Raw genomic sequence first — 24,124 nt, forward strand, 5'->3', positions numbered from 1 at the left:
GCCGTACGCCCGGTGGTCTCACCGGGGCAAAAAACTCGACGTGCTTTTCAGGTAGTCAAAAAACCACCTGATTATAGAACTGAACTCGGGAATAAGTTGAGACTGCTGCCAGTCCGGGCTCTTTGAAAAGCCCGTGAATGTATCCAGGAAGAACAGCAGAGCGGCCACGATGAGCACACCACGCAATGCCCCGAAACAAACGCCTAATACCCGATCGGTTCCCGACAGGCCAGTTTTCTCAACCAGCGAGCCGATAACGTAGTTCACGATTGCGCCCACAATCAGGGTCGCGATGAACAGCACCGCAATCGCGATTCCGTTACGAACCAGTTCGTCGTCAAAACCTGTGAACCAGACTGCAAGGTAGGCATAGTAATGACTGGCGACAAAAAACGCGCATCCCCAGGTAACAAGAGATAAGGCTTCGCGGACAAACCCTCGAACCAGGCTGACCAAAGCCGAAAAACCAACTACCGCAATAATGACGTAATCAATCCAGATCATGAACTCTTCCAGCGCCAGTGCCATTGCACCCCTGCTTCCAGTTCGGGGCGCATTCTAACAGAAAAAGAAAACGTTTGCGTAGGGGTTTTCAGGTTCTGCATCCATAAAAAAGGCGATGAAAAAATCCGTCTTCGCCTGTGTCATTTTCACCCCGCTAACAGGCTGAAAAGTTGTCAGAAATTTAGCGTTAAGCCGGGTCAGGCACTGCCGTTCTCATCCCGATTGGCGCTGCCTGTTATTTCTATCGGCAGCGCCAATCGGCGCTTTAGCGGGCGCTGTAAGACTTAACCACGCCGCTCAAGCCTGAAACGTTCTTCAGCTCGCCGACGGCCGCCTGCATCTTCGCTTTTGACGCATCCGGCCCCACATAAATGCGGGTGATTTGCCCCTGCACGGGCGTAGACGGCACGGTATAGGCCCGGTAACCCGACAGGCGCAGTTTCGCCACAATCTCGTTAACCTTGCTGGCGTTCTTGAGTGCGCCTAACTGAACAACGTAAGCCTGACCGGCAGGCTGCGTTTCTTTGGGCTGCTCCGCAGGCGCGGTTTTTTCCGCAGGCTGCGACTGCTCGGCCGGTTTAGTTTTTTCAACAGGCTTAGCCTGCTCAACCGGTTTGGTTTTTTCTACCGGTTTGCTCTGCGTCTGCTCGACCGACTTCGGTTTAGCCTGCTCAACCTGTTTGGGTCGGGTTGGCTCAACCGGCCTGGCTTTCGGCGCTGTCGTGGCCGGAGACGAATGGACCGGTGGCGGTGAGACCACGCTCGGTTCGCTACTTTGCTCGGGCTGACTGCTGCCCTCGGCGGCGGCATCATCATCCGTATCAGAATGGCTGACCGCACTGCCTGCGCCTGCTGGCGGATGTGCAGGCAGCGACTGCGTCACCGGCGGCACCATTTCGCTGTCCTGCTGGTCATCGGGTTTGGGCACCAGCGGGATCGCGGCAAATTCTTCTTTATAATGTTTTTTCTTACCATCCAGCAGCCCCGGCAATACGATCACGCCGACGGCCACCAGAATAACGGTACCGACTAAACGGTTTTGAAACTTACTCGCCACGTCCTTTCTCCGTTTCAATCGATTCCATAACCTGCGCCACCGTCAGGAAAGAGCCGCAGACCAGAATAATATCCTGCGCTTCCGCCTGCTGGCGCGCCTGGTGCCAGGCCTGTTCAACATCCGCAAATGCCTGAGCGGACGTTACGTGCGCCATGAGCTGCTCCGCGCTGGCACCGCGCGGACCGGCCAAGGGTGCGCAATACCAGCAGTCCACCTGAGGTGCCAGGGCCGCCAGAGTGCCGGCAATGTCTTTATCGTGCAGCATCCCCACAACCGCATGGACGCGTCCGCTTTGCGGCAATGCAGCCAGTCGCGAGGCCAGATAGGTCGCCGCATGCGGATTGTGGGCAACGTCCAGAATCACCCGTGGGGATTCGCTGATGGTCTGAAAGCGTCCCGGTAAAATCGCCAGCGGCAGATGCGCACGAATGATTGCATCGCTCACGTTCAGCCAGGAGGCGCGCAGCGCCACCAGTGCGGTAGCCGCATTTGGCAACGGCACCTGAGGCAGCGGTAAATCATGCAGCTCGCCTTGCGCATCGCGCAGCGACCAGCTCTCTGCCTGCTGATGATAGTGCCAGTCGCGCCCGTGCTGCATTAACCGCGCACCTTTTTCACGGGCAACCTGAGCAATTGTGGCAGGCATATCAGGTTCACCGACCACGGCGGGTTTCGCCTGGCGGAAGACACCGGCTTTTTCCCGGCCAATACTGTCACGATCCGGGCCAAGCCAGTCGGTATGATCCAGCGCGATACTGGTAATCACCGCGACATCCGCATCGACAATATTGGTCGCGTCCAGCCGACCGCCCAACCCGACTTCCAGAATGACGACATCCAGCCCCGCCTGCTTAAACAGGTTAAGCGCCGAGAGCGTGCCAAATTCAAAGTAGGTCAGAGAAACCGTACCCCGTCCGGCCTCAATATCGGCAAAACTGGCGCTGTGTTGGGCTTCACTGAGTTCCTGCCCCTGAATCCGGACGCGCTCGGTGTAGCGCACAAGGTGCGGCGAGCTGTAAACCCCAACCCGATAGCCGGCTGCCATCAGTAAGGTTTCCAGGGTGCGACAGGTGGTCCCTTTGCCATTGGTGCCCGCAACGGTAAAAACGAAGGGTGCAGGCTTGAGCAGGTCCAGACCTTGCGCCACCTGGCGAATACGATCCAGGCCCAGTTCTATCGCCTGAGAGTGGAGGTGCTCAAGATAATAAAGCCACGTGGCCAAAGGCGACGTGGCTTGAGGAAGGTGAAGATTGTCCATATGTCCCGTTTTGCAAATTTATACCCGATGAAAGCCGCAAGGTATACGGTGCATTGGTGGAAGGCGCGACCTGCGCACCTTCTGTCTCCTGTCAGGCCTCGTTGCTCTCCGGATGGCTCGTCGCAGGTGCGAACGCTTCACCGTCGTGCAGCGGTGCGGGCAGATTCATCATTTTTGCCAGCAGACTCGCCAGTTTATAGCGCATTTCCGGACGACGAATGATCATATCAATCGCCCCTTTCTCGATCAAAAACTCACTCCGCTGGAAGCCCGGCGGCAGTTTTTCACGAACGGTCTGCTCAATCACACGTGGACCCGCAAAGCCGATCAGGGCTTTAGGTTCGGCAATATTCAGATCGCCCAGCATCGCAAAGCTGGCAGACACGCCGCCCATGGTCGGGTCGGTCAGCACCGAAATATACGGCAGACCGCGTTCCTGCATTTTCGCCAGCGCGGCACTGGTTTTGGCCATCTGCATCAGCGACATTAACGCTTCCTGCATACGCGCACCGCCACTGGCGGAGAAGCAGATCAGCGGGCAGTTATCTTCCAGCGCCTGCTCAACAGCCCGGACGAAACGTGCGCCAACCACCGATCCCATTGAGCCGCCCATAAAGGCGAATTCAAAGGCGGCCGCCACAACCGGCATACCGTGCAGCTGACCTTTCATCACGATCAGCGCATCTTTCTCATTCGTGGCTTTCTGTGCAGCAACCAGACGATCTTTATACTTTTTGGAATCCCGGAACTTCAACAGATCCTTGGGTTCCAGCTCGCTGCCCAGCTCAACCAGCGTGCCCTGATCGAGCAGGCTCGCCAGGCGCTCACGGGCATGCATGCGCATGTGGTGGTCGCACTTAGGGCAGACCTCAAGATTACGCTCCAGCTCGGCACGATAAAGTACCTGGCCACAGCTGTCGCATTTCGTCCACACTCCTTCCGGAATACTGGCGCGACTTGTGGGCGTAATGTTGCTTTTATTAAGAATGCGTTCAATCCAGCTCATTGATGACCTTTCTGTTTAAAACTGACCTGGTCCAGTCGTCTTGATACTGCTGAAAACCGCTTCAGCAGACGGTAAATGTCGCTCATTAAACCACAACCAATTAAGACTGTGGATAAAAATCTGGTCTTACCCCTGAGCAACGCGGCTACTCAGGGATAATTTTACTGCTTAGCCTGGCGGCGATGGCGCCAGATTTCAATCACACCTGGCAGAATCGACACCACGATAATCCCGAGGATAAGCAGCTTAAGGTTTTCCTGTACCACGGGCAAATCGCCAAACAGATAACCCGCATAGGAAAACAGCAGCACCCAGGCCAGCGCGCCCGCGACGTTAAACAGGGCGAAGTGGCGGTAGGACATGTGTCCCATTCCGGCGACGAAAGGCGCAAAGGTCCGCACAATGGGCACGAAGCGCGCCAGGATAATGGTTTTCCCACCGTGCCGGGCATAAAAGGCATGGGTTTTATCCAGATAGCTGCGGCGGAAAATTTTCGAGTTCGGGTTGCTGAACAGCCGTTCGCCAAAGAGTTTGCCGATGGTGTAGTTCACGGCGTCCCCCAGAATAGCGGCAATGACCAATAGCGCCACCATGAGATGCACGTTGAGATCGTTACCCGGCAACGCGGCCAGCGCCCCTGCCACGAACAGCAGTGAATCACCCGGCAAAAACGGCGTGACGACTAAGCCCGTTTCGCAGAACAAAATCAGAAACAGGATGGCGTAGATCCAGATGCCATACTGCGCGACTAATTCGGCCAGATGCACATCAATGTGCAGAATAAAATCGACCACAAAATGGATAAACTCCATAACGATCCCTTGTACGTAAGGTTAATTAATCCGCGAGGAACAATGGCCCCATCGCCGGCTGAGGTAAAGCAAAATGCACGGGATAATCCACCGCCACCAGATAAAGCCCTTCGGCTTTCGCCGTTGCCGCCGCCAGCGTGCGATCTTTAGCCGCCAGCAGTTCCGCCATCCAGGATTCTGACTGATTGCCGCAGCCAATTTCCATCAGACTACCGACAATATTGCGCACCATATGGTGCACAAACGCATTGGCTTTAATATCGACAATCACATAAGGCCCGTGGCGCGTGACGTTCAGGTGCATCACGTTGCGCCACGGCGTTCGCGACTGACACTGCACGGCGCGGAAAGAGGTAAAATCATTCTCGCCCAGCAGGCACTGTCCGGCGCGCTGCATCTTTTCTACATCCAGAGGATAGTAAAAATGCGTCACGCCATTACCCAGAATCGCCGGACGGAGCCGCTGATTGTAGATCAAATAGCGATAACGCCTGGCGGTTGCGCTAAAACGCGCGTGAAAGTCGTCCGGCACCGCCTTGACCCAACGTACGGCGATATCGTCTGGCAGATTGGCGTTCACGCCCAGCGTCCAGGCGGCATCGGCGCGCTGCGCAACGGTTTCAAAATGCACCACCTGGCCGGTGCCGTGTACGCCGGCATCGGTGCGGCCGGCACAGAACACGCTGACCGGATGGTCGGCCACTTTCGACAGCGCCCGTTCCAGCTTTTCCTGCACGCTGCGCACTTCCTGCTGTCGTTGCCAGCCATAGTAGCGGCTGCCGTCGTACTCGATGCCCAGTGCCAGTTTTTGTGTCTGACCTTCTGACATCAGTACATGTACTCCTGAACCAGCTTCTCAGCGGTCTTCACCGCCATCAGCGCACCGCCGAAACGGACGTTGTCGGCCACCGACCAGAACTGCAACAGCTCAGGAATGCCGTAGTCGTTACGCACACAGCCAATGCTCAGTTCATCGCTGCCCGAGGCATCGGTAACCGGCGTCGGCACCGCATCCTCTTCGCTCAGATGAATATCCGCAGCCAGCGCCAGCTCTGCCCTTGCCTCTTCCGCCGACAGCGGGCGCAGGTTTTCAATATGTACGATCTGCGCATTGCCATAAAATACCGGCGCCTGAATGCTGCTGACCGCCACGGGCAAACCCTCGTCCTGCAGGACTTTACGTACCTGATCGACCAGACGGCGCTCGCTTTCTACGCTGCCTTCGCTATCTGCCAACTGCGGCAGAAGGTTAAAGGCCAGCTGGCGGCCAAAGTGGTGTTCGTCAGCGGGCACGCCGTTCAGCAGACGCGCACTCTCACCGGCCAGCGCATCCACGGCCACTTTGCCGTGGGTGGAGACAGAGATCAGATTGGTGACCTGTAAACGGCCCAAACCTGCCGCATCCACCAGCGGTTTGATTGCCGTCAGCAGTTGACTCACCAGATTATCCGCCACGCTGATGATGTTGCGATTACGGTAATCGGCCAGCACCTGTGGATTCACATCCGGCACCACCAGCGGCACGTCCGGTGACAGGGCAAACAGCTCGCTGCTGTCGATCACCAGACAGCCCGCGCCCGCCGCCTCTTCGGCATAGCGTTCTGATGCATCGCGACCGGCGACAAAAAAGGCCAGCTGCGCCTGTGACCAGTCAAACCCGGCCGCGTCTTCAACGCGCACAGAACGTCCTTCAAAACGTTTGATTTCACCGGCACCGTTGTCGCTCGCCAGCAAATACAATTCACCAACCGGGAACTGGCGTTGAGCCAGTAGTTCCAGTACAGCGTTCCCTACTGCGCCTGTTGCGCCCAGTAGCGCAATATTCCAGCCGTCAGACATGTTGGTTTACCTCAGACAATGACATAAAAACAGAAGGCGGTGATGTCACCGCCCGGGGATTCAGAATTATCCCTACCTTCAGCCGCGCGTTACCCGGCTGAACCCATCAGGTTGAGGATAATATGGCGTTAAAGCCCAGCTGAATAAGCTGCTCAGCGGTGGCTTCATTATCACAGTTCACCTGTAATGATGACCATTCGCGACGCTCTTCATACTGTTTGCGCAGGCGGTCAAACTCGCCCGGTTTTGCCGCCACTTTTCGCAGGGGCGCATCATCGCGGCGCACATCATACACCAGATGCACTAACCGTTTCAGCGTTGGCTGATCGAGCGGCCCGTTCAGGCTGATCTGGCTGAATTCCGGCGTCGGTAGCATGCTACTCAGCGGCACCTGCTGCGGTTGACCAATAAAGTCGCACCAGGCCTCAAAAACCTGGGTGGTGCCGCGCGCCTTGCCCTCCAGGGTATAACCAGCAATGTGGGCCGTCGCGATATCCACCTTATCCAGCAGCGCCAGGGAGAGATCCGGTTCAGGTTCCCAGACGTCCAGCACCACGCTGAGATCGGGACGCATGTTCAGGACTTCCAGCAGCGCGGCGTTATCCACCACCGGGCCGCGGCAGGCGTTAATCAGAATGGCGTTGGGCTTCAGGGCCATCAGCCGCGCGGCATCGGCCAGATGCCAGCTCTTGTAGGGGCCAGATTTAAACAGCGGCGTATGAAACGTTAAAATATCGGCCTGTTCCACCAGCGCATCGAGCGAGTGAAAATCCTCTTTGTCACCCCGGTCAGCGCGCGGCGGATCGCACAGCAGGGTTTTCACGCCCCAGGCTTCAAGGCGTTTCTGCAATCGCCCGCCCACGTTACCGACGCCAACGATACCCACCGTGCGATCGCGCAACTGAAAACCGTCGCGCTCCGCCAGCAGCAGCAAGGCAGAAAAAACATACTCTACGACGGCGATCGCGTTACAGCCCGGCGCGGCAGAAAATGCAATGCCCGCCTGCTCAAGCCAGTCTTCGTCAATATGATCTGTGCCCGCGGTTGCCGTGCCGACAAACTTTACGGGCTTGTCCTGCAGTAACGCAGCGTTAACCTGGGTCACGGAACGCACCATCAGGCCATCGGCATCGGCCAGTTGGGCTTCAGGAAGCGGCCTGCCAGGGACAGCGACCACCTCGCCCGTGCGGCTAAAGAGTTCACGGGCATAGGGCATGTTTTCATCGACGAGAATTTTCACCACGGCTTTCCTGTGTGTTGCATTTAAGGGCGCTATTTTGGCACAAAAGCCCCGCGTTAGCCTAACCACGCTGTGCAGTGAGTGCTAAGGCTGGCAGAAAGGGGCAACACAGGCGTACACTGCGGCGGGTCTGAGGCTGGAGTCATATTATGTTCTTTTTGTTCCCGCTGTTTGCGGTCTTAATTTGGTCGGTTAATGCTATCGTTAATAAATTATCGGCGAGTGCCATCGAGCCTGCGGCGATTTCTTTTTATCGCTGGTTACTGGCGTTGCTGGTCCTGACCCCGTTTGTGTTACCGGGTGTGATACGGCAATGGCAGACGATCCGGCCGCACCTCTTGCGCTTGATGGTTCTGGGTCTGCTGGGCATGGCGCTGTACCAAAGCCTGGCCTACTATGCCGCGCACAGCGTGAGCGCCCTGTTTATGGGTATTATCGCCGCGCTAATCCCACTGTTAACGGTATTGCTCAGTGTGGTCATACTGCGCATTGCCCCGACCGTGGGGATTCTGGCGGGCAGCCTGATCTCCTTTTGTGGCTTAATCTGGTTGGTCAGCGCAGGCAATCTTGATCAGTTGCTGCATCACGGCATCGGAGCAGGTGAAGCCATGATGCTGGCGGCCTCAGCCAGCTATGCGCTTTATGGCGTGATGACCAAACGCTGGTCAATTCCGCTGCCGGTCTGGCAGAGCCTGTATGTGCAAATTGCCTTTGGCGTTCTGTTGCTGTTACCCGGCTTTCTGATGACGCCGGACGTGGCGCTTACGCCGCATAACCTTCCGCTGGTGGCTTTTGCCGGGCTGTTTGCCTCGATTCTTGCCCCCTGGCTGTGGATCCATGGCGTGCAAAAATTAGGTGCCAGCATCACCAGCATCTTTATGAATTTGACGCCGGTTTTTACCGCCCTGATTGCGGTGCTGTTTCTGCATGAGCATCTGCACAGCTATCACTGGATCGGCGGCGGTCTGACGCTGACGGGCGTTTTGCTGGCACAGCGGCTGCGCAGGCCGCTGAGCGCGCGCAAATCGATTAAGGCCGATCCGCGCTAAAATTGACGGAAACACGCAGTCCGCCCAGTAACGGACTGCTCTCCAGCGTGACGGCCGCCCCGTGCCAGGCACAAATATCCTGTACCAGCGCCAGTCCAATGCCCGCTCCGGCCTGCATCGCGGCATTATCCAGCCGGATAAAAGGCCGCAGTGCTTTTTGTTGCTCTTCCCGGCTAATCCCCGGTCCCGAGTCTTCAATTTGCAGCCTGCCGTTCTCTACGCGGGCCGTAATCATGCCCTGCGCTGGCGTGTACTTAATCGCGTTATCCAGCAGGTTGGCGCACATCTCGCCCAGCAACAGCGCATCGCCTTTCACCTCACCGTGCTCATCCCCTTCGTAACCCAGGTCAATCTGTTTCGCGCGCGCCGCTGCATAACGACTCAGGCACGCTTCACGCACCACTGCCGCCAAATCCACCCGCGTCATGGGTTTATCTTCCCCGTGACGGGCTTTGATGCGCGACAGTTGTAACAGACGGTCGGTGAGCAGAATGGTGTCATCCAGCGTGTAGTGCATGCTCTGTAGACTTTCCCGCCACTGTTCGGGCCGATCGCTATCCAGCGCCGTGCTAATCTGCGTTTTCAGAATGGTGAGCGGTGTGCGTAGCTGATGCGCGGCATCGGCGCTGAACCGATCCTGCCGTGCCAGCAATTTTCTCAGCCGTTCCAGATAGCGGTTAAAGGCCACAATGAGCGGCTGAAGTTCCGACCAGGGCAGCGAAGGCAGCGGGGTCAGTTCAGCACCGTCGCGGCGCAGGACAATCTTTGACAGCCGACGTAAAGGCCGTAATACCCGGCGCAGCATCATGCTCGCCAGCAACAAGGCGATGAGCACCAGCGCGCTCTGGCTAAGTAAGGCTGTCCGCATCAGCCCCTGGGCAAACGCCTCACGGGAATGGATAGTTTCCGCCACCAGCACCAGCGCCATACCTTCCACGCCCGCCTCGCTGACCGGCTGCCATAAGGCCGCGACCCGAATGCGCTGTTTCTGGTAAAACCCGTCATAAAAATGGACTAACGCAGGATAGGCTTCAGACATCTCGCTGGTGGCCGGAATCGGCGGCAGCCCGTCATAACCCGACAGCGTTTTGCCCTGGGGCGAAATCACCTGGTAAAACAGGCGATCGTTCATATTGCGCTCAAAGCTGTCGAGCACGACCCAGGGCACATCGACCTCCAGATGCTGATGACGGACCACCAGCCGCTCGGCAACGGTGCGCGCAGAGGCCAGCAGCGAACGATCGTAGGCCTGATTCGCCGCCGCCAGGCCGCTCTGGTAATGCGTATAAACCGACAGAATCCACAGCAGGAGCAATGGCAGTCCCAGCCAGGCGAGCAGCTCTCCCCGTAGCGAGGTGATTAATCGCATGCCAGGGTTTCCAGGCTGTAACCCAGACCGCGTAGCGTCACAATACCGACATCACTTCCGGCCAGTTTTTTGCGCACCCGATGCACATAGAGTTCAATACTTTCCGGGCTGGCTTCATCCGCCAGCGTAAAGGTTTGTTCATACAAATGTTGCCGCGAGACCGGGCGACCCTGACGCTGCATCAGCGTAGTCAGCACGCTGGATTCTCGCGGCGTCAGCGCCAGCGGTTTTTCGGCCAGCAAAAAGTAACCCTCGCCGTTCAGCACCAACTGGCCCAGCGTTTGGTTTTGTGGCGATTGCCCCTGAGAACGCCGCAGTAGCGCTCGCAGGCGCGCGTCCAGCTCATCCAGTTCAAAGGGTTTGGTCAGATAGTCATCCGCCCCGGTGTTCAGACCGCGCACGCGGTCATCCAGCGTAGTACGCGCGGTCAGCATCAGTACCGGCACAGTTTGTCCCCGGCGGCGCAGCCGGGTTAATACTTCAATGCCGTCCAGGCGCGGCAGAGAGACATCCAGTACGACCAGCGCATAGTCTTCACTTTGCAGGCTGTGATCGGCCGCCAGGCCGTCCGCCACCCAGTCCACAGCAAAGCCTTTTTGTGTTAACGCTTTCTGTAACCACCGCGCCAGCTCGGCCGTGTCTTCCACCAGTAAGAGACGCATATCACATCCTTTCACTAAACCTCATGAATGAAAGGTAAATGAAAGGTTGCTGTTTTAACAATTCAATAACACCGAATAGTCGGTAGTAATCACACTCTGAAACAAAGATGGAGCGCACGATGAAAAAAATAATCCACACCGCCCTCGCCTCTGCCCTACTGGCTCTTATGTTGCCCTCATCAGGTTATGCTGCTGCACCCGACAGAACAGAATGCATCGCACCGGCTAAACCCGGCGGCGGTTTTGACCTGACCTGTAAGCTGATTCAGGTTTCGCTGATGGAAACGAAGCAGATCGAGAAGCCGATGCGCATTACCTACATGCCAGGTGGCGTAGGCGCGGTGGCCTATAACGCGATCGTTGCGCAGCGTCCTGCCGAAGCCGGTACGGTCGTGGCCTTTTCGGGGGGATCGCTGCTGAACCTGTCGCAGGGAAAATTTGGTCGCTACTCGGTTGATGACGTGAAGTGGCTGGCGGCGATCGGTACCGATTACGGCATGATTGCCGTGCGTGAAGACGCGCCGTGGAAAAACCTGGGCGAACTCATGGCGGATATGAAAAAAAATCCCACCAAAGTGGTGGTGGGTGCGGGTGCCTCTATCGGCAGCCAGGACTGGATGAAAACGGCGCTGGTCGCAAAAGAAGCCGGTATTGATCCGCGCAAAATGCGCTATGTCGCGTTTGAAGGCGGTGGTGAAGTCGTCACCGCCCTGCTGGGTAATCATATTCAGGTGATGTCGGGCGATCTCAGCGAGATGGTGCCGCATTTACAAGGGGGCAAACTGCGCGTGCTGGCGGTAATGGCAGACAAACGCCTGCCCGATCAGTTGGCCTCGATTCCTACCGCCAAAGAGCAGGGCTTTAACGTGGAATGGCCGATTATTCGCGGCTTCTATCTTGGCCCTAAAGTCAGCGATGCCGATTATCAGTGGTGGCAGAGCGCCTTTGAGAAAATGGTGCAAACCCCGGAATTCAAGAAGCAGCGTGAACTGCGTGGCCTGTTCGAATTCAATATGTTTGGCGCTGAACTGGATAAATACGTGAAAGACCAGGTTGCCGCCTATCGCGAGCAGGCGAAATCCTTTGGTCTGGCTAAGTAAGCGGGAGAGATCATGAGCGATCGTATTTTTGCCACCTTGTGGCTAGTGCTGTGCCTGGCGGGACTGGTTATCGCCTGGCAGATTCAGAGTGAATACAGCTATGAGCCTGTCGGCCCACGTCCTTTTCCGCTGGTGCTTCTCAGCCTGATGGCTTTCTGTGCCGTGATGCTGCTGCTGAGAAAACCGGATGCCATCCAGTGGCCCACGCCCGCCACACTGAAACGCCTGGTGGCGCTGGCGGCGATGATGCTGGTGTACGGCGGGATGTTTGAAACCCTGGGCTTCCCGTTAGCGACCTCGCTGCTGACGTTTGGTATCGGCCTGCTGTTTGGCGCGCGCTGGTGGGCCGCTGTGCTGTCCGGCGGTGTAATGGGATGGTCACTGTTTTACGCCTTCGACCATCTACTGGACGTTACCTTGCCTGCTGGCAGCCTGTTTAATTAAGGAGAGAAATGATGGAAACCTGGTCTTTCCTGATGCACGGCTTTGCCGTTGCCATGACGCCGGAAAATCTGCTGATTGCCCTTATCGGCTGCTTTATCGGCACCATCGTAGGCTTACTGCCGGGACTCGGGCCGATCAACGGCGTAGCGATTTTGATGCCGCTGGCGTTCGCCCTGCACCTGCCTGCAGAATCCGCGTTGATTCTGCTGGCCACCGTTTATCTGGGCTGTGAATACGGCGGACGTATTTCGTCGATACTGCTCAACGTTCCGGGCGATGCCGGCGCCATTATGACCGCACTGGATGGCTATCCGATGGCGCAGCAAGGTAAAGCGGGCGTGGCGCTCTCTATTTCTGCCGTCAGCTCCTTTGTCGGTTCCACCATCGCTATCATCGGCATCATCTTATTCGCACCGCTGCTGGCCCGCTGGTCGCTGGCGTTTGGCCCGGCCGAATATTTTGCGCTTATGGTCTTCGCCATTGCCTGTCTGGGCAGCATGATGAGTCAGAACCCGCTTAAATCATTCCTGTCGGCGTTGATCGGGCTGAGCATGGCTACCGTGGGCGTGGACGCGAATACCGGCGTCTATCGCTTCACCTTTGACAGCGTTCACCTTTCTGACGGCATCCAGTTTGTCGTGGTCGTCATTGGCCTGTTCTCAGTGAGCGAAATTTTGTTGATGCTGGAATCCACCCATAGCGGGCAAAAGGTGGTGCGTGCCAGTGGCCGCATGATGTTCAATATGAAAGAGGCCGCTATGTCTACGGGTGCCACACTGCGTGCCTCATTTATCGGCTTCTTTGTGGGCGTGCTGCCCGGCGCGGGCGCTACTATCGCCAGTGCTATCGCCTACATGGCCGAGAAAAAAATCACTGGCAGCGATCAGTTTGGTAAGGGCGATATTCGCGGTGTGGCTGCGCCGGAAGCGGCGAACAACGCCTCCGCCTGCGGCTCGTTTATTCCGATGCTGACCCTGGGCATTCCCGGTTCCGGCACCACCGCGGTCATGGTCGGTGCGCTGACGCTGTACAACATCACGCCTGGACCTGCGATGTTTACCGAACAGCCGGATATCGTCTGGGGACTGATTGCCGCGCTGCTGATTGGTAACCTGATGCTGCTGATCATGAACATCCCGATGATCAACGTGTTTGCGCGGATGCTGACGATTCCGCTGTGGTTTTTAGTTCCGGCTATCGCCGCCATCTCGGCCGTGGGCGTTTATGCGGTGCACAGCACCACCTTTGACCTGCTGCTGATGGTCGGACTGGGGATTTTCGGCTATATCCTGCGGAAAATGGATTTCCCCATGTCACCGCTGATTTTAGGTTTCGTGCTGGGTGAAATGCTGGAGCAAAACCTGCGGCGTGCCTTGTCGATCAGCAACGGTGAGATGGGCATTCTGTGGGAAAGTCCGATTGCGAAAGTCCTGTTGATCCTCGCCGTTGCCGTATTAATCGTGCCGCTGCTATGGAAACGGCTGCGCCGTAAGCCCGCTCCCGCGCATCAGTAAGTAAATCTTTGTTCGAAACACACAAGCCCCGTGGATTTCCCAGGGGCTTTTGTTATCATAGTGTATTCTGTTTCCGGCGCACCCCACGCTGTTCTGTTTCCCAAGGAATCCGCCATGCAACCTGTCAGCGGCCCCGGTGTGCCGGTCGGCGATCGTTCATCTGTTAATCCGCAAACTGACGCCCCGCGTACGGGAAGTGTTGCCGGTGAACAACCCCTTTCTCCTGCCCAGCGCACGACGCTTGAGCGCCTCATTGTGCGCATCATGTCGCTCAGCACGCTTAAAGCGCCTGAGCTCTGGGCCGGCCTGCGTCATGAAGTCGGTGTTAAAAGCGAAGCAGAACTCCAGTCACGCCATTTTCCGGCTGCGGAGCAGTTTCTTAACAACCGCCTGGCGCAGGTGCAGACCGGTCACGGTACGCGTCAGTTAATGACGCAACTCACCGACCTGTTGCCCAAAGGCAATAACCGCCAGGCGGTAAGTGATTTTATCCGCCAGCAGTTTGGTCAGACGGTGCTGAGCGCATTAACCCAGGATCAGCTTCGTCAGGTGCTGACCATGCTGCAAAATGGTCAGATGGCCATTCCGCAACCTCAGCAGAGCCGCAGCAGCGATCGCACGCTGCTGCCTGCCGAGCATCAGGCGCTGAATCAGCAAATTGTGCGCCTGGCTGCCGCGACGGGCGAATCCAGTGGCAAAATATGGACCGCCGCACTAAAGCTGGTAAACCTGACCAGCGGCGATCCGATCCCGTCACGCCACTATCCGCTGCTCACTCAGTATTTACAGGTCCGTCAGACGTTAAGCCAGCACAGTGCGCCAACGTTGCAGCTGATTGAAACCTCGCTGAAACACCCTCTGGATCAGCGTGAACAGCAGATGCTGGAAGACTACAGCCTGCAACGCTTTCAGGCCACGCCTCAGATGGTGCTGACCCCGACGCAAACCCAGGATCTGCTTAACTTCCTGTTTGCACGTCGCGCAGAAAGAGCACACGAGCAAGCCCTGGCCGATAACGAACTGAATCCGCATCCCATCTGGGCGCCCATCTCCGGCTCGCTGCCGCCTGTCCTGCAGCCGCTGGCAGCGCGCCCGGTGCTGAGCGCGGTCGTCGGGTTAATCGTTCTGGCCTTTTTACTCTGGCTGGTGCTGTAAGTTAACACCCACAGGATGCCGCAGAAGCCGTCTGCGGCCATTCTCCCGGCTCGTCGCCCCATGCCATGGGATGGCCATCGCGCTTCCAGAAATCCAGCCCGCCAATCAGTTCCTTGACCTTAAATCCCAGCAACGCCAGCTGATAAGCCGCTTTGGTCGAACCATTGCAGCCAATGCCATCACAGTACGTCACATACAGCAGGTTGCGATCCAGTCCGGCTGTGCTGGCTTCATTCATTTCCCGATGCGGAAAATTTATTGCTCCGCAGAGATGACCGGCGCGGTAAGCCTCGATCTGACGGGCATCAATGACGACAACGCCCGGTCGCTGATGGGCCAGATCGTCAGCCAGATCCCAGGCATCGGTGTAATAAGCCAGTTTGGCCTGCAGATATGCAAGGCTCTGCTGCGGTGACGCGGGGGGAAAACCTAAAACAGATGACATCGTTTTTTCTCCTGTTGTGGCAGACAGGCAGTTTACGGCAAAGTGGACTGCTGGATAATACCGCTTTCAATGAGCCCATAAGACCACGATGACTTCCCCGCTGCTGCAACTGTTTCATCATCAGGCAACCGGCGGTCTGCGCGACCGCCTGTGCGCCACGCTTCGCCAGTGGATAGAGACCGCGCACCTTCAGGCGGGTCAGAAACTGCCCTCCAGCCGTCAGTTGGCTGCCGATTTGAATCTGTCACGCGTTACGGTTGAAGCGGCTTACGCTCAGCTTGAAAGTGAAGGCTACCTGCGGCGGGAGTCCGGTCGCGGTAGCTTCGTTGCCATCACGCTGCCGGTCAGCGCGCCGCGCCCCCGCGCTGACCGCATGGCGCATTTCTCGCAGCGCGGCCATCAGATACTGGCGACAGGCGGTTGTCAGGATGCGCCCTTTCCGTATGCCTTTTCGGCAGGTTCGCCAGATTTGCGCGCCTTTCCTCATCCCCTCTGGCGGCGCTTAACCGCCCGCGTGCAGCGCACCGCAGGCCCTGGCGTCATGGGCTATGGCGATCCGTTGGGGTACCTGCCACTTCGCCACGCGCTTGCAGACTACCTTGCCCTGTCTCGTGGGGTTCACTGTGAGGCTGAGCAGGTGATTATTTTGACCAGTTCACAGCAGGCGCTGCAGCTGCTGTCGTTAATGCTGATTGATCCCGGTGATGAGATCTGGATGGAAGAGCCGGGCTATGCGGGGGGGCGCAATGCCTTTCTTGCTGCAGGCGCACGGGTGCGCGGCATTCAGGTGGATGCCGAGGGGGCGATTCCTCAAGCCGGAACAGCAAAGCTGATGTATCTGACGCCTTCGCATCAGTATCCCACCGGCGTGTCATTAAGCCTGCCGCGCCGTCTGGCCTGGCTGGACTGGGCACGGCGCAACGGCAGTTGGCTGATTGAAGACGATTACGACAGCGAGTTTCACTATGACGATCGCCCTGCGTCTGCGCTGCACGGACTCGACAACGATAACCGGGTCATTACCCTCGGCACATTTTCAAAATCGCTGTTTCCGTCGCTACGTCTGGCATGGATGGTGGTGCCCGGCCCGCTGGTCGCGCCCTTAGGTCGCGCGCGCAGCCTGCTTGACGGGCACAGCGCCCTGCTGCCCCAGGCGGTAACGGCGGAATTTATGCAGCAGGGGCATTTTGCCAGCCACCTGCGTTTGATGCGCCAGCTTTACCATAGCCGCCGCGATCGCTTACTCGAGCAGATAGCGCAACGCCTGACGCCCTGGCTCAGCCCCTTTCCCTGCCCGGGTGGACTGCAGACAACCGTTGCTCTGCGGCAGGGCGACGAAGCGAGGCTGAGCTTACAGGCCGAGAAGATGGGGTTATTGCTGCCTCGCCTGAGTCCGCTCTACGGCGATGGCGCGCGTCAGCAAGGCTGGATTCTGGGTTTTGCGGCGCTGACGCCGGATGAGATAGTGGCCGGGTGCGATAAGCTGGTGAGGCTGCTTTCATCAGGCTCATCACCCAACCGTCGCTGAGGGATAATCAAAACAAAAAAGGCCGGCAAGCCGACCTTTTCGCAGGGTTCACGTCGTGCCGCGCAGCGCGACGCCACGTTTTTAACCGGGCATTAAGCCTGGTATTTACGCATTGTCAGCGTGGCGTTGGTGCCACCAAAGCCAAAGCTGTTTGACATTACCGTGGTCAGCGCTTTTTCAGTTGGCTGAGTCACAATATTCATCCCTTCTGCCGCCGCGTCCAGCGAGCTGATATTGATGCTTGGGGCAATAAAACCGTGCTCCAGCATCAGCAGCGAGTAGATAGCTTCCTGCACGCCCGCCGCCCCTAAGGAGTGGCCGGTCATCGCTTTGGTTGCAGAAATATACGGCGTGTTGTCGCCGAACACTTCGCGAATGGCACCCAGCTCTTTCACATCACCGACTGGCGTAGAGGTTCCGTGGCTGTTCAGGTAGTCGATTGGCGTATCCACACCGTGCATCGCCATCTTCATGCAGCGCACTGCGCCTTCACCGGATGGCGCAACCATGTCTGCCCCGTCCGACGTTGCGCCATAGCCCACGATTTCAGCGTAGATGTGCGCGCCACGCGCCAGCGCATGTTCCAGTTCTTCAACCACGACCATACCGCCGCCGCCCGCAATGACGAAGCCATCACGTTCGTTGTCATAGGTCCGTGAGGCTTTTTCTGGCGTGTCGTTATAACGCGTAGAAAGTGCGCCCATTGCATCAAACTCACAGGCCATTTCCCAGCACAGCTCTTCGCCGCCGCCCGCAAAAACGATATCCTGTTTGCCCAGTTGAATCTGTTCAACCGCGTTACCGATACAGTGCGCGGAGGTCGCACAGGCAGAGCTGATTGAATAGTTCACGCCGTGGATTTTAAACGGCGTAGCCAGACAGGCTGAAACGCCTGACGCCATTGCCTTAGTCACCACATAAGGCCCTACGGCTTTCAGACCGCGTGGGCTGCGCATGGCATCCGCACCAAAAACCTGAAAACGTGGGGAACCACCGCCAGATCCTGCAATCAGACCTACGCGAGGGTTATTCTGGTAAGCTTCGTTGCTCAGGCCAGAATCTTTGATGGCTTCTTCCATAGACAGGTAAGCATAGATGGACGCATCACTCATAAAACGCACAACTTTGCGATCGATGAGGCCGGTAGTATCGAGTTTAACGTTACCCCAGACGTGACTACGCATGCCGGAATCTTTCATCTCCTGGGAAAAAGTGATGCCTGAGCGGCCCTCACGCAGAGATGCCAGCACCTCTTGCTGGTTATTACCAATACTGGAAACGATCCCTAAGCCAGTAATCACAGCACGTTTCATTCAATCTTCCTCACCACTTCTGTTATTTGACGAGCACTCTAGCTTACACTTGTACGCCGAACAAGTCCGATCAGCCATTTCCTTTTGTAAATTTGCGTCATGTCACGCCGACCGATAAGATCCTGACACTCCCTGAAAAATGAGCCTTTACTGTGAAAACACCCCAGGTTGAACACGCCAGACTGAGCTGGAACGAACAGGGTACACCTGTTTCCCGAGCGTTTGACGACGTCTATTTTTCCAATGACAACGGTCTGGAAGAGACACGTTATGTCTTTCTGGGTGGCAATGATTTCCCACAACGCTTTCATCAGCACCCGCGCGATCTGCTCATTGTTGCCGAAAGCGGGTTTGGCACAGGCCTGAACTTTCTCACGCTCTGGCAGGCCTTTGATTCCTTCCAGCAACATTATCCTGACGCGCCCCTAAAACGTCTGCACTTCATCAGTTTTGAAAAATTCCCCCTGACGCAGGCCGATTTAACGGCGGCCCACCAGCACTGGCCCGAACTGGCCCCCTGGGCTGAACAGCTCCAGCACCAGTGGCCGCTGGCACTGCCAGGCTGCCAGCGGGTGTTATTTGATTCGGGCCGCGTCACACTGGACCTGTGGTTAGGCGATATTAATGCGCTAATTGATAATTTTGATGACAGTCTGCATCGCCAGGTGGATGCCTGGTTTCTGGATGGCTTTGCGCCGTCGAAAAATCCCGATATGTGGACGCCGGAACTGTTTGCGTCGATGGCGAAACTGGCCCGGCCAGGGGGCACATTTGCAACCTTTACGGCAGCGGGTTTTGTGCGGCGCGGGTTGCAACAGGCGGGCTTTGCGGTGACCCGGCGTAAAGGCTTTGGGCCGAAACGGGAAATGCTGTGCGGTTCGCTTGAGGCCGCGCCTGCGCTGACTCATCGCCAGCCCTGGTATGCGCGCCCTGCCCTGTCCGGTAAGGAGATCGCCCTGGTCGGCGGCGGCGTTGCCAGCGCGACGCTGGCCCTTGCCTTACTTCGCCGGGGCTTTCGCGTGACGCTCTACTGCGCTGACGAGGCACCCGCGCTGGGGGCGTCCAGTAATCGTCAGGGCGCGCTCTATCCGCTCCTTAACCAGCACGATCCTGCCCTGGCGGCTTTCTTTCCTGCCGCATTCAGTTTTGCCCGTCGCCTGTATGATCAACTCGATCTGCCTTATGAACATGACTGGAGCGGCGTATTGCAGTTGGGCTGGGACGAGAAAAGTGCCAGTAAGATTGCGCAGATGCTGGATATGGCCCTACCGGCTGAGGTCGCCTTTGGCGTCAACCAGGACGAGGCAGCCGCGTTGGCAAATGTGGCGCTGGATTGCGGAGGTATATTTTATCCACTGGGCGGCTGGCTGGCCCCGGCCGAATTAACCACAGCCCTGCTGTCCCACTGCGAGCAGCGTGGATTACGCATTCACTGGCTGCACCGCGTCACCGCACTGACGCAGGTTCAGCAAGGCTGGCAGTTAACCTTTGACGAAAAGCCCGCAACCCAGCATCAGGCTGTGGTGCTGGCTAATGGTCATGCCATGACCGATCTGCCTCAGACCGATGCCCTGCCGGTTTACCCGGTCGCCGGTCAGGTCAGCCATATCCCGGCTTCACCGGCCCTGTCGGCACTGAAAACGGTACTTTGCTATGACGGCTACCTCACGCCAGCCAGCCCGCAGTTTGGTACGCACTGTATCGGGGCCAGCTATCATCGTGGCGACACCTCTACCGCCTATCGCGAAGACGATCAGCAGCAAAACCGCAGCCGTCTGCAGCACTGCCTGCCACACAGCGACTGGGTGAATGACGTGGACGTCAGTGAGGGCGAGGCGCGCAATGGCGTGCGCTGCGCCACACGCGATCATTTGCCCATGGTCGGCAGCGTGCCGGATTACGTGGCAACGCTTGACGTTTATGCCGATCTTGCTCAGCAGCGCGCCCGCGAGGCCGAGAGCGAAATGGCACCCTGTTTCCCTGGCCTTTATCTGTTTGGTGCGCTTGGCTCACGCGGGCTGTGCAGCGCCCCCCTGGCGGCGGAAGTGCTGGCGGCTCAGCTTAGCGGTGAACCCCAGCCGCTGGACCTCAACACGCTCGCGGCGCTTCATCCCAATCGTTACTGGGTAAGAAAACTACTGAAGGGTAAAAAAGCGGGGAAATAGCACAGGGCGGTCTGCCGCCCTGACTACTCAAGCCGTCTGACGGGCCTGTAAAAACAGGTTATCCCACATGCCAATCACCAGCGCCTGGTCCCGTGGCGATAACTCCCCGGCAGCAATGGCATTTTGCAGGCTACGTGTCACCTGAATCTGTAGCGCCTGCGGCGTGTGGTCGTCCAGCAGTTCCACTTCAGCGACTGCCAGAGTGAGGTGGCCGCGCAGATAACCGCTGGCAAATAGCTCATCGTCACTGGCGTGCTCAACCATATCGTCAATCAGGGCCAGAATACGTGCCTCAAATTCTGCGATCATCTCATCATTCCTCTGTTATTAAGTCCCTTATGCATCACAGATCGTCCGGCCAGGGAAACTGCGATGCGGTCAGAGAAGGCCTGCCATAATAGTCAGCCAGGGCTGAAATAAAGCGTGCGGGGCGCTCAGGAATACCCGACGCCAGATAGCTCATGACCTGGGCATGAACTTTACGCTGAAAGCCAATGCGATCTGGCTCACAATCGCCTTCGAGATTGTCACAACTGACGTTGAAGGGAAAGCCTGCGGCTACACAAAACATCCACTCCAGCGCCTGCGGCTTCACCTCAACCGCTTCAAACTGGCTCTGCGTTTGCGCGTCGCGTCCGTCCGGACAATACCAGTAGCCAAAATCCACTAACTTACGCCGGGCTTCGCCAGCAATGCACCAGTGTGAAATTTCATGCAGCGCGCTGGCATAAAACCCATGAGCAAAAACCACCCGGTTCCATGGTGATTCATCATCCGCTGGAAGATAGATCGGTTCGTCATCGCCTTTAATTAGACGGGTCTGAAAATCGTGGCTAAAGCAGTCATCAAACAGCGTAATAAGCTGCGCGTAATTATGTGTTGTTGTCATTAAGTCATCACGTAAAAGTATTACAGATTCAGCGTGCTCAGCCAGGCCATCAATTCGCTGCCGTGGCTGTCCCAGAGCAGCTTGATGCTCATCACCGCCGAAACGATGACCACCATCGGGCGAATCAGCCTTTGTCCGCGTGCCAGCACCAGCCTGGCGCCCAAACGAGCCCCGCAAAAAGCCCCCAGCATCATGATAAGTCCCGTGCCCCAGACCACTTTGCCACCAAACATAAAAAACAGCAGGCTGCCCAAGTTTGAGGTGAAATTGAGCAGTTTGGCGTGGGCGGTGGCTTTCGCCAGGTTGTAGCCGCATAGCGTCACGAAGCCCAGCGCGTAGAAAGAGCCCGCACCGGGTCCAAAGAAGCCATCATAAAAGCCGATACAGCCACCGCCGACCAGGGCAAAAGGCAGCCCCTGCAGGCGGTGAACGCGATCGTCTTCACCGATGCGCGGCATCAGCAGAAACCACATGCCAATAGCAATCAACAACAGCGGCAGCACCTGACGCAAAAAATCAGCCTGAAGGTGCTGGATCAGAATGGCACCGCCAACCGCCCCCAAAAAGGTCATGGCGATATTCAGCCGCTGCTCGCTCAGCTTAATCGCCCCGCGCCGGACAAAATAGAGGCTGGCCGAGAACGATCCGCCGACCGACTGCAGCTTGTTGGTTGCCAGCGCCTGAGCCGGTGACAGCCCGGCCGCCAGCAACGCGGGAACGGTTAACAGTCCGCCGCCGCCCGCAATGGAGTCAATAAAACCTGCCAGCAGCGCAATGAAAAACAGCAGCGCGACCAACAACGGGCTGACAACGAACCATTCCATGGGAACCCTTACAGTAGATGTTTATCCAGCAGTGCCTGACAGGCCGCAGGCAGCGGCGGCGGTTCACGTTTCACCGGTGCAGAGCCAGGCTGCCTGGGCAAAAACCAGCTTTGCAGTTCTGCGCCGCAGCCGTCACCGGCAGGCGGCGGTGCCTGCTCTTCACAGTCGGGGCTGCCCTGCGGACAGCGTAAACGGACGTGCATGTGGGCGCGATGCGCAAACCAAGGACGCACCTTACGCAGCCAGGCCCGGTCTGTGCCTGCATCGGCACACAGCTGCTTTTTAATCGCCGGATTGACGAAAATACGCGTGACATCTTCATCTTTCGCCGCCAGCTTAATCAGGCTGTCAATCTCAGGCTGCCAGTGGCGCGCCACCACGTTCTTGTCGTCGGCGGTGACGAGGTCCAGCGGCTGGGGCTTAAGCAGCTGCTGCGCGCTCCAGCGGGTTTTAGGCAGTTGCAGCCAGATGTCCACGTCCAGCCCGGTTTGATGGCTGGCATGTCCACTGCTGAAGCGCCCGCCCGCCGCCATGCCCATATCGCCAATCAACACGTTTCCTAGCTGGAGGCTATGGGCCTGGGTGGCCAGGCGCTGGATAAACAGGATCAGATCGGGATGCCCGAAATAGCGGCGCTGATCCTGACGCATCACCTGATAATCAGGCGAATTAAGCGGTAAAGCCTGCGCACCCACAATACAGCCATTGGCAAAGCCACCAATAGCCGTCGGTTGACCCGCAATCGGGTGCTGGATGCGCTGCCACGGCGTCGCCGCCAGGCTGGCCGCGCTCAACAACAGCGCGCTCACCATCAGCAAAATTTTCATTGGCTTACCAACGTGGCACGGTGGAGTGCACATCGCCACACTGCGCGCGCTGGCGCAGCAGATGATCCATCAGCACGATGGCCATCATGGCTTCGGCAATCGGCACGGCACGGATGCCCACGCAGGGATCGTGGCGACCTTTCGTGATCATCTCCACTTCCTCGCCGTCGCGGGTGATGGTTTTCCCCGGCACGGTAATACTGGAGGTGGGCTTCATGGCCAGATTGGCGCTGATTGTCTGACCGCTGCTGATGCCGCCCAGAATACCGCCCGCATGGTTGCTCTGGAAACCACTGGCGCGAATTTCATCGCGATGCTGACTGCCACGCTGATTAACCACGGCAAAACCGTCGCCGATTTCTACCCCTTTCACCGCATTAATGCTCATGAGCGCATGCGCCAGGTCGGCATCCAGGCGATCAAAAACCGGCTCGCCCAGGCCTGGTGGTACGTTTTCCGCCATGACCGTGACCTTGGCCCCAATCGAATCGCCTTCCTTCTTCAGGCCGCGCATCAGCTCGTCCAGCGCGTCCAGCTTGTCCGCATCCGGGCAAAAGAAAGGATTATCTTCCACAATGCTCCAGTCTTTCAGTTCACAGGCCACGTCGCCGATCTGCGCCAGATAGCCGCGAACCACAATATCGTGCTTCATCTGCAGATATTTTTTGGCAATCGCCCCAGCAGCCACGCGCATCGCGGTTTCGCGTGCTGATGAACGGCCGCCACCACGGTAGTCACGCGTACCGTACTTCTGCTCATAGGTGTAATCCGCATGGCCAGGACGGAACAGATCTTTAATGGCACCATAATCCTGCGAGCGCTGATCGGTGTTCTCAATCAGCAGGCCGATCGAGGTACCGGTGGTCACACCTTCAAACACGCCAGACAAAATTTTCACCTGATCCGGCTCACGGCGCTGGGTGGTATAGCGCGACGTGCCTGGACGACGACGGTCGAGATCGTGCTGGATATCGGCTTCGGTTAACGGGATGCCCGGCGGCACGCCATCAACAATACAGCCCAGGGCAATACCGTGAGATTCACCAAAGGTGGTGACGCGAAAGAACTGTCCGATGCTGTTTCCGGCCATTGAGATTCCTTGTTACGGTTTGACGGGCGAAAGT

The 24,124-nt window shown here is 57.5% G+C and carries 24 protein-coding genes; 7 read left to right on the plus strand and 17 right to left on the minus strand.

Annotated elements, in window-relative coordinates; all coding sequences use genetic code 11:
* Positions 1 to 18: 18 nt before the first annotated feature.
* From cvpA to pdxB, 8 genes are all read right to left on the minus strand, one after another.
* On the minus strand, positions 19 to 504 hold the full coding sequence (gene cvpA, locus NYE92_RS07690; protein WP_026021019.1) for a colicin V production protein: 486 nt from the start codon (positions 502 to 504) through the stop codon (positions 19 to 21).
* 265 nt (positions 505 to 769) lie between these two features.
* Complete coding sequence (gene dedD / locus NYE92_RS07695) at positions 770 to 1,561, minus strand: cell division protein DedD (protein WP_015699833.1); 792 nt, start codon at positions 1,559 to 1,561, stop codon at positions 770 to 772.
* Positions 1,551 to 2,819, minus strand: a complete 1,269-nt coding sequence (folC, locus tag NYE92_RS07700) for a bifunctional tetrahydrofolate synthase/dihydrofolate synthase (protein ID WP_259018827.1) — start codon at positions 2,817 to 2,819, stop codon at positions 1,551 to 1,553. The genes dedD and folC overlap by 11 nt, the downstream gene beginning before the upstream one ends.
* A 91-nt stretch (positions 2,820 to 2,910) precedes the next feature.
* Positions 2,911 to 3,825, minus strand: coding sequence for an acetyl-CoA carboxylase, carboxyltransferase subunit beta (gene accD / locus NYE92_RS07705; protein WP_013026546.1), 915 nt, complete (start codon positions 3,823 to 3,825; stop codon positions 2,911 to 2,913).
* Positions 3,826 to 3,986: 161 nt separating this feature from the next.
* Positions 3,987 to 4,637 carry a DedA family protein gene (locus NYE92_RS07710; protein ID WP_013026547.1) on the minus strand — a complete coding sequence of 217 codons (651 nt, stop codon included), beginning with the start codon at positions 4,635 to 4,637 and terminating at the stop codon, positions 3,987 to 3,989.
* A gap of 25 nt (positions 4,638 to 4,662) precedes the next feature.
* A complete protein-coding gene (gene truA, locus NYE92_RS07715) occupies positions 4,663 to 5,466 on the minus strand; it encodes a tRNA pseudouridine(38-40) synthase TruA (RefSeq protein ID WP_013026548.1) in 804 nt (267 codons plus the stop codon).
* Complete coding sequence (locus NYE92_RS07720) at positions 5,466 to 6,476, minus strand: aspartate-semialdehyde dehydrogenase (protein ID WP_014594188.1); 1,011 nt, start codon at positions 6,474 to 6,476, stop codon at positions 5,466 to 5,468. Before NYE92_RS07720 ends, truA begins: the two co-directional genes overlap by 1 nt.
* A gap of 106 nt (positions 6,477 to 6,582) precedes the next feature.
* The gene (gene pdxB / locus NYE92_RS07725; RefSeq protein ID WP_259018828.1) at positions 6,583 to 7,716 is read right to left on the minus strand and encodes a 4-phosphoerythronate dehydrogenase PdxB; all 1,134 of its coding nucleotides are present in this window, start codon (positions 7,714 to 7,716) and stop codon (positions 6,583 to 6,585) included.
* Positions 7,717 to 7,865: 149 nt separating this feature from the next.
* On the opposite strand from pdxB, the gene NYE92_RS07730 reads away from it, so the two are divergent.
* Positions 7,866 to 8,765 carry a DMT family transporter gene (locus tag NYE92_RS07730; RefSeq protein WP_105088688.1) on the plus strand — a complete coding sequence of 300 codons (900 nt, stop codon included), beginning with the start codon at positions 7,866 to 7,868 and terminating at the stop codon, positions 8,763 to 8,765.
* On the opposite strand, the gene NYE92_RS07735 is transcribed toward NYE92_RS07730, so the two are convergent.
* Both NYE92_RS07735 and tctD read right to left on the minus strand, forming a co-directional pair.
* Entirely contained in the window at positions 8,746 to 10,134 is a 1,389-nt protein-coding gene (locus tag NYE92_RS07735) for a sensor histidine kinase (RefSeq protein WP_105078788.1), read from the minus strand. The genes NYE92_RS07730 and NYE92_RS07735 overlap by 20 nt on opposite strands.
* Positions 10,125 to 10,796: a transcriptional regulator TctD gene (gene tctD / locus NYE92_RS07740; RefSeq protein WP_014605360.1), complete on the minus strand. Its 672-nt coding sequence runs from the start codon at positions 10,794 to 10,796 to the stop codon at positions 10,125 to 10,127. The genes NYE92_RS07735 and tctD overlap by 10 nt, the downstream gene beginning before the upstream one ends.
* A 119-nt stretch (positions 10,797 to 10,915) precedes the next feature.
* Between tctD and NYE92_RS07745 the strand changes: the two genes are divergently transcribed.
* The 4 genes from NYE92_RS07745 (at position 10,916) to flk (ending at position 15,009) form a co-directional block, all read left to right on the plus strand.
* The gene (locus NYE92_RS07745; protein ID WP_080695281.1) at positions 10,916 to 11,896 is read left to right on the plus strand and encodes a tripartite tricarboxylate transporter substrate binding protein; all 981 of its coding nucleotides are present in this window, start codon (positions 10,916 to 10,918) and stop codon (positions 11,894 to 11,896) included.
* 12 nt (positions 11,897 to 11,908) lie between these two features.
* Positions 11,909 to 12,340 (plus strand): tripartite tricarboxylate transporter TctB family protein, encoded by a 432-nt coding sequence (locus NYE92_RS07750; RefSeq protein WP_013026555.1) that lies wholly within the window; start codon positions 11,909 to 11,911, stop codon positions 12,338 to 12,340.
* An 11-nt stretch (positions 12,341 to 12,351) separates the two neighbouring features.
* Positions 12,352 to 13,854 (plus strand): tripartite tricarboxylate transporter permease, encoded by a 1,503-nt coding sequence (locus NYE92_RS07755; protein ID WP_026021021.1) that lies wholly within the window; start codon positions 12,352 to 12,354, stop codon positions 13,852 to 13,854.
* Positions 13,855 to 13,968: 114 nt separating this feature from the next.
* On the plus strand, positions 13,969 to 15,009 hold the full coding sequence (flk, locus tag NYE92_RS07760) for a flagella biosynthesis regulator Flk (protein WP_014605358.1): 1,041 nt from the start codon (positions 13,969 to 13,971) through the stop codon (positions 15,007 to 15,009).
* Between the two features lies 1 nt (position 15,010).
* On the opposite strand, the gene NYE92_RS07765 is transcribed toward flk, so the two are convergent.
* Positions 15,011 to 15,454 (minus strand): rhodanese-like domain-containing protein, encoded by a 444-nt coding sequence (locus NYE92_RS07765; protein WP_014605357.1) that lies wholly within the window; start codon positions 15,452 to 15,454, stop codon positions 15,011 to 15,013.
* Between the two features lie 88 nt (positions 15,455 to 15,542).
* Here NYE92_RS07765 and NYE92_RS07770 point away from each other — a divergent pair, with 88 nt between their 5' ends.
* Positions 15,543 to 16,982: a PLP-dependent aminotransferase family protein gene (locus NYE92_RS07770; RefSeq protein ID WP_259018830.1), complete on the plus strand. Its 1,440-nt coding sequence runs from the start codon at positions 15,543 to 15,545 to the stop codon at positions 16,980 to 16,982.
* 92 nt (positions 16,983 to 17,074) lie between these two features.
* Here the strand turns inward: NYE92_RS07770 and fabB are convergent, their stop codons facing one another.
* On the minus strand, positions 17,075 to 18,295 hold the full coding sequence (gene fabB, locus NYE92_RS07775; RefSeq protein ID WP_013026560.1) for a beta-ketoacyl-ACP synthase I: 1,221 nt from the start codon (positions 18,293 to 18,295) through the stop codon (positions 17,075 to 17,077).
* Between the two features lie 152 nt (positions 18,296 to 18,447).
* Between fabB and mnmC the strand changes: the two genes are divergently transcribed.
* Positions 18,448 to 20,460: a bifunctional tRNA (5-methylaminomethyl-2-thiouridine)(34)-methyltransferase MnmD/FAD-dependent 5-carboxymethylaminomethyl-2-thiouridine(34) oxidoreductase MnmC gene (mnmC, locus tag NYE92_RS07780; protein WP_019106019.1), complete on the plus strand. Its 2,013-nt coding sequence runs from the start codon at positions 18,448 to 18,450 to the stop codon at positions 20,458 to 20,460.
* Between the two features lie 27 nt (positions 20,461 to 20,487).
* Here the strand turns inward: mnmC and NYE92_RS07785 are convergent, their stop codons facing one another.
* The 5 genes from NYE92_RS07785 to aroC are packed head-to-tail and all read right to left on the minus strand — an operon-like array spanning position 20,488 to position 24,090.
* Entirely contained in the window at positions 20,488 to 20,769 is a 282-nt protein-coding gene (locus NYE92_RS07785) for a YfcL family protein (RefSeq protein WP_013026562.1), read from the minus strand.
* A 34-nt stretch (positions 20,770 to 20,803) separates the two neighbouring features.
* Positions 20,804 to 21,349 (minus strand): elongation factor P hydroxylase, encoded by a 546-nt coding sequence (locus tag NYE92_RS07790; protein WP_019106020.1) that lies wholly within the window; start codon positions 21,347 to 21,349, stop codon positions 20,804 to 20,806.
* A gap of 20 nt (positions 21,350 to 21,369) precedes the next feature.
* Entirely contained in the window at positions 21,370 to 22,173 is an 804-nt protein-coding gene (locus NYE92_RS07795) for a sulfite exporter TauE/SafE family protein (RefSeq protein ID WP_014594199.1), read from the minus strand.
* An 8-nt stretch (positions 22,174 to 22,181) separates the two neighbouring features.
* Positions 22,182 to 23,000 (minus strand): penicillin-insensitive murein endopeptidase, encoded by an 819-nt coding sequence (gene mepA / locus NYE92_RS07800; protein ID WP_022623444.1) that lies wholly within the window; start codon positions 22,998 to 23,000, stop codon positions 22,182 to 22,184.
* Positions 23,001 to 23,004: 4 nt separating this feature from the next.
* Positions 23,005 to 24,090, minus strand: a complete 1,086-nt coding sequence (gene aroC / locus NYE92_RS07805; RefSeq protein WP_014605353.1) for a chorismate synthase — start codon at positions 24,088 to 24,090, stop codon at positions 23,005 to 23,007.
* Positions 24,091 to 24,124 lie beyond the last annotated feature (34 nt).

The organism is Pantoea sp. B566 (assembly GCF_024793925.1).
In the GTDB taxonomy this organism is placed as follows: Bacteria; Pseudomonadota; Gammaproteobacteria; order Enterobacterales; family Enterobacteriaceae; genus Pantoea; species Pantoea ananatis.

What these genes read in the sequence shown, in the direction of transcription:
- NYE92_RS07710 (WP_013026547.1), bottom strand. Translation starts at nt 4,637, where the DNA reads ATGGAGTTTATCCATTTTGTGGTCGATTTTATTCTGCACATTGATGTG.
- NYE92_RS07770 (WP_259018830.1), top strand. Translation starts at nt 15,543, where the DNA reads ATGACTTCCCCGCTGCTGCAACTGTTTCATCATCAGGCAACCGGCGGT.
- tctD (WP_014605360.1), bottom strand. Translation starts at nt 10,796, where the DNA reads ATGCGTCTCTTACTGGTGGAAGACACGGCCGAGCTGGCGCGGTGGTTA.
- cvpA (WP_026021019.1), bottom strand. Translation starts at nt 504, where the DNA reads ATGATCTGGATTGATTACGTCATTATTGCGGTAGTTGGTTTTTCGGCT.
- NYE92_RS07755 (WP_026021021.1), top strand. Translation starts at nt 12,352, where the DNA reads ATGGAAACCTGGTCTTTCCTGATGCACGGCTTTGCCGTTGCCATGACG.
- mepA (WP_022623444.1), bottom strand. Translation starts at nt 23,000, where the DNA reads ATGAAAATTTTGCTGATGGTGAGCGCGCTGTTGTTGAGCGCGGCCAGC.
- NYE92_RS07735 (WP_105078788.1), bottom strand. Translation starts at nt 10,134, where the DNA reads ATGCGATTAATCACCTCGCTACGGGGAGAGCTGCTCGCCTGGCTGGGA.
- fabB (WP_013026560.1), bottom strand. Translation starts at nt 18,295, where the DNA reads ATGAAACGTGCTGTGATTACTGGCTTAGGGATCGTTTCCAGTATTGGT.
- NYE92_RS07730 (WP_105088688.1), top strand. Translation starts at nt 7,866, where the DNA reads ATGTTCTTTTTGTTCCCGCTGTTTGCGGTCTTAATTTGGTCGGTTAAT.
- NYE92_RS07765 (WP_014605357.1), bottom strand. Translation starts at nt 15,454, where the DNA reads ATGTCATCTGTTTTAGGTTTTCCCCCCGCGTCACCGCAGCAGAGCCTT.
- flk (WP_014605358.1), top strand. Translation starts at nt 13,969, where the DNA reads ATGCAACCTGTCAGCGGCCCCGGTGTGCCGGTCGGCGATCGTTCATCT.
- NYE92_RS07720 (WP_014594188.1), bottom strand. Translation starts at nt 6,476, where the DNA reads ATGTCTGACGGCTGGAATATTGCGCTACTGGGCGCAACAGGCGCAGTA.
- NYE92_RS07785 (WP_013026562.1), bottom strand. Translation starts at nt 20,769, where the DNA reads ATGATCGCAGAATTTGAGGCACGTATTCTGGCCCTGATTGACGATATG.
- accD (WP_013026546.1), bottom strand. Translation starts at nt 3,825, where the DNA reads ATGAGCTGGATTGAACGCATTCTTAATAAAAGCAACATTACGCCCACA.
- NYE92_RS07790 (WP_019106020.1), bottom strand. Translation starts at nt 21,349, where the DNA reads ATGACAACAACACATAATTACGCGCAGCTTATTACGCTGTTTGATGAC.
- folC (WP_259018827.1), bottom strand. Translation starts at nt 2,819, where the DNA reads ATGGACAATCTTCACCTTCCTCAAGCCACGTCGCCTTTGGCCACGTGG.
- aroC (WP_014605353.1), bottom strand. Translation starts at nt 24,090, where the DNA reads ATGGCCGGAAACAGCATCGGACAGTTCTTTCGCGTCACCACCTTTGGT.
- truA (WP_013026548.1), bottom strand. Translation starts at nt 5,466, where the DNA reads ATGTCAGAAGGTCAGACACAAAAACTGGCACTGGGCATCGAGTACGAC.
- NYE92_RS07745 (WP_080695281.1), top strand. Translation starts at nt 10,916, where the DNA reads ATGAAAAAAATAATCCACACCGCCCTCGCCTCTGCCCTACTGGCTCTT.
- NYE92_RS07750 (WP_013026555.1), top strand. Translation starts at nt 11,909, where the DNA reads ATGAGCGATCGTATTTTTGCCACCTTGTGGCTAGTGCTGTGCCTGGCG.
- NYE92_RS07795 (WP_014594199.1), bottom strand. Translation starts at nt 22,173, where the DNA reads ATGGAATGGTTCGTTGTCAGCCCGTTGTTGGTCGCGCTGCTGTTTTTC.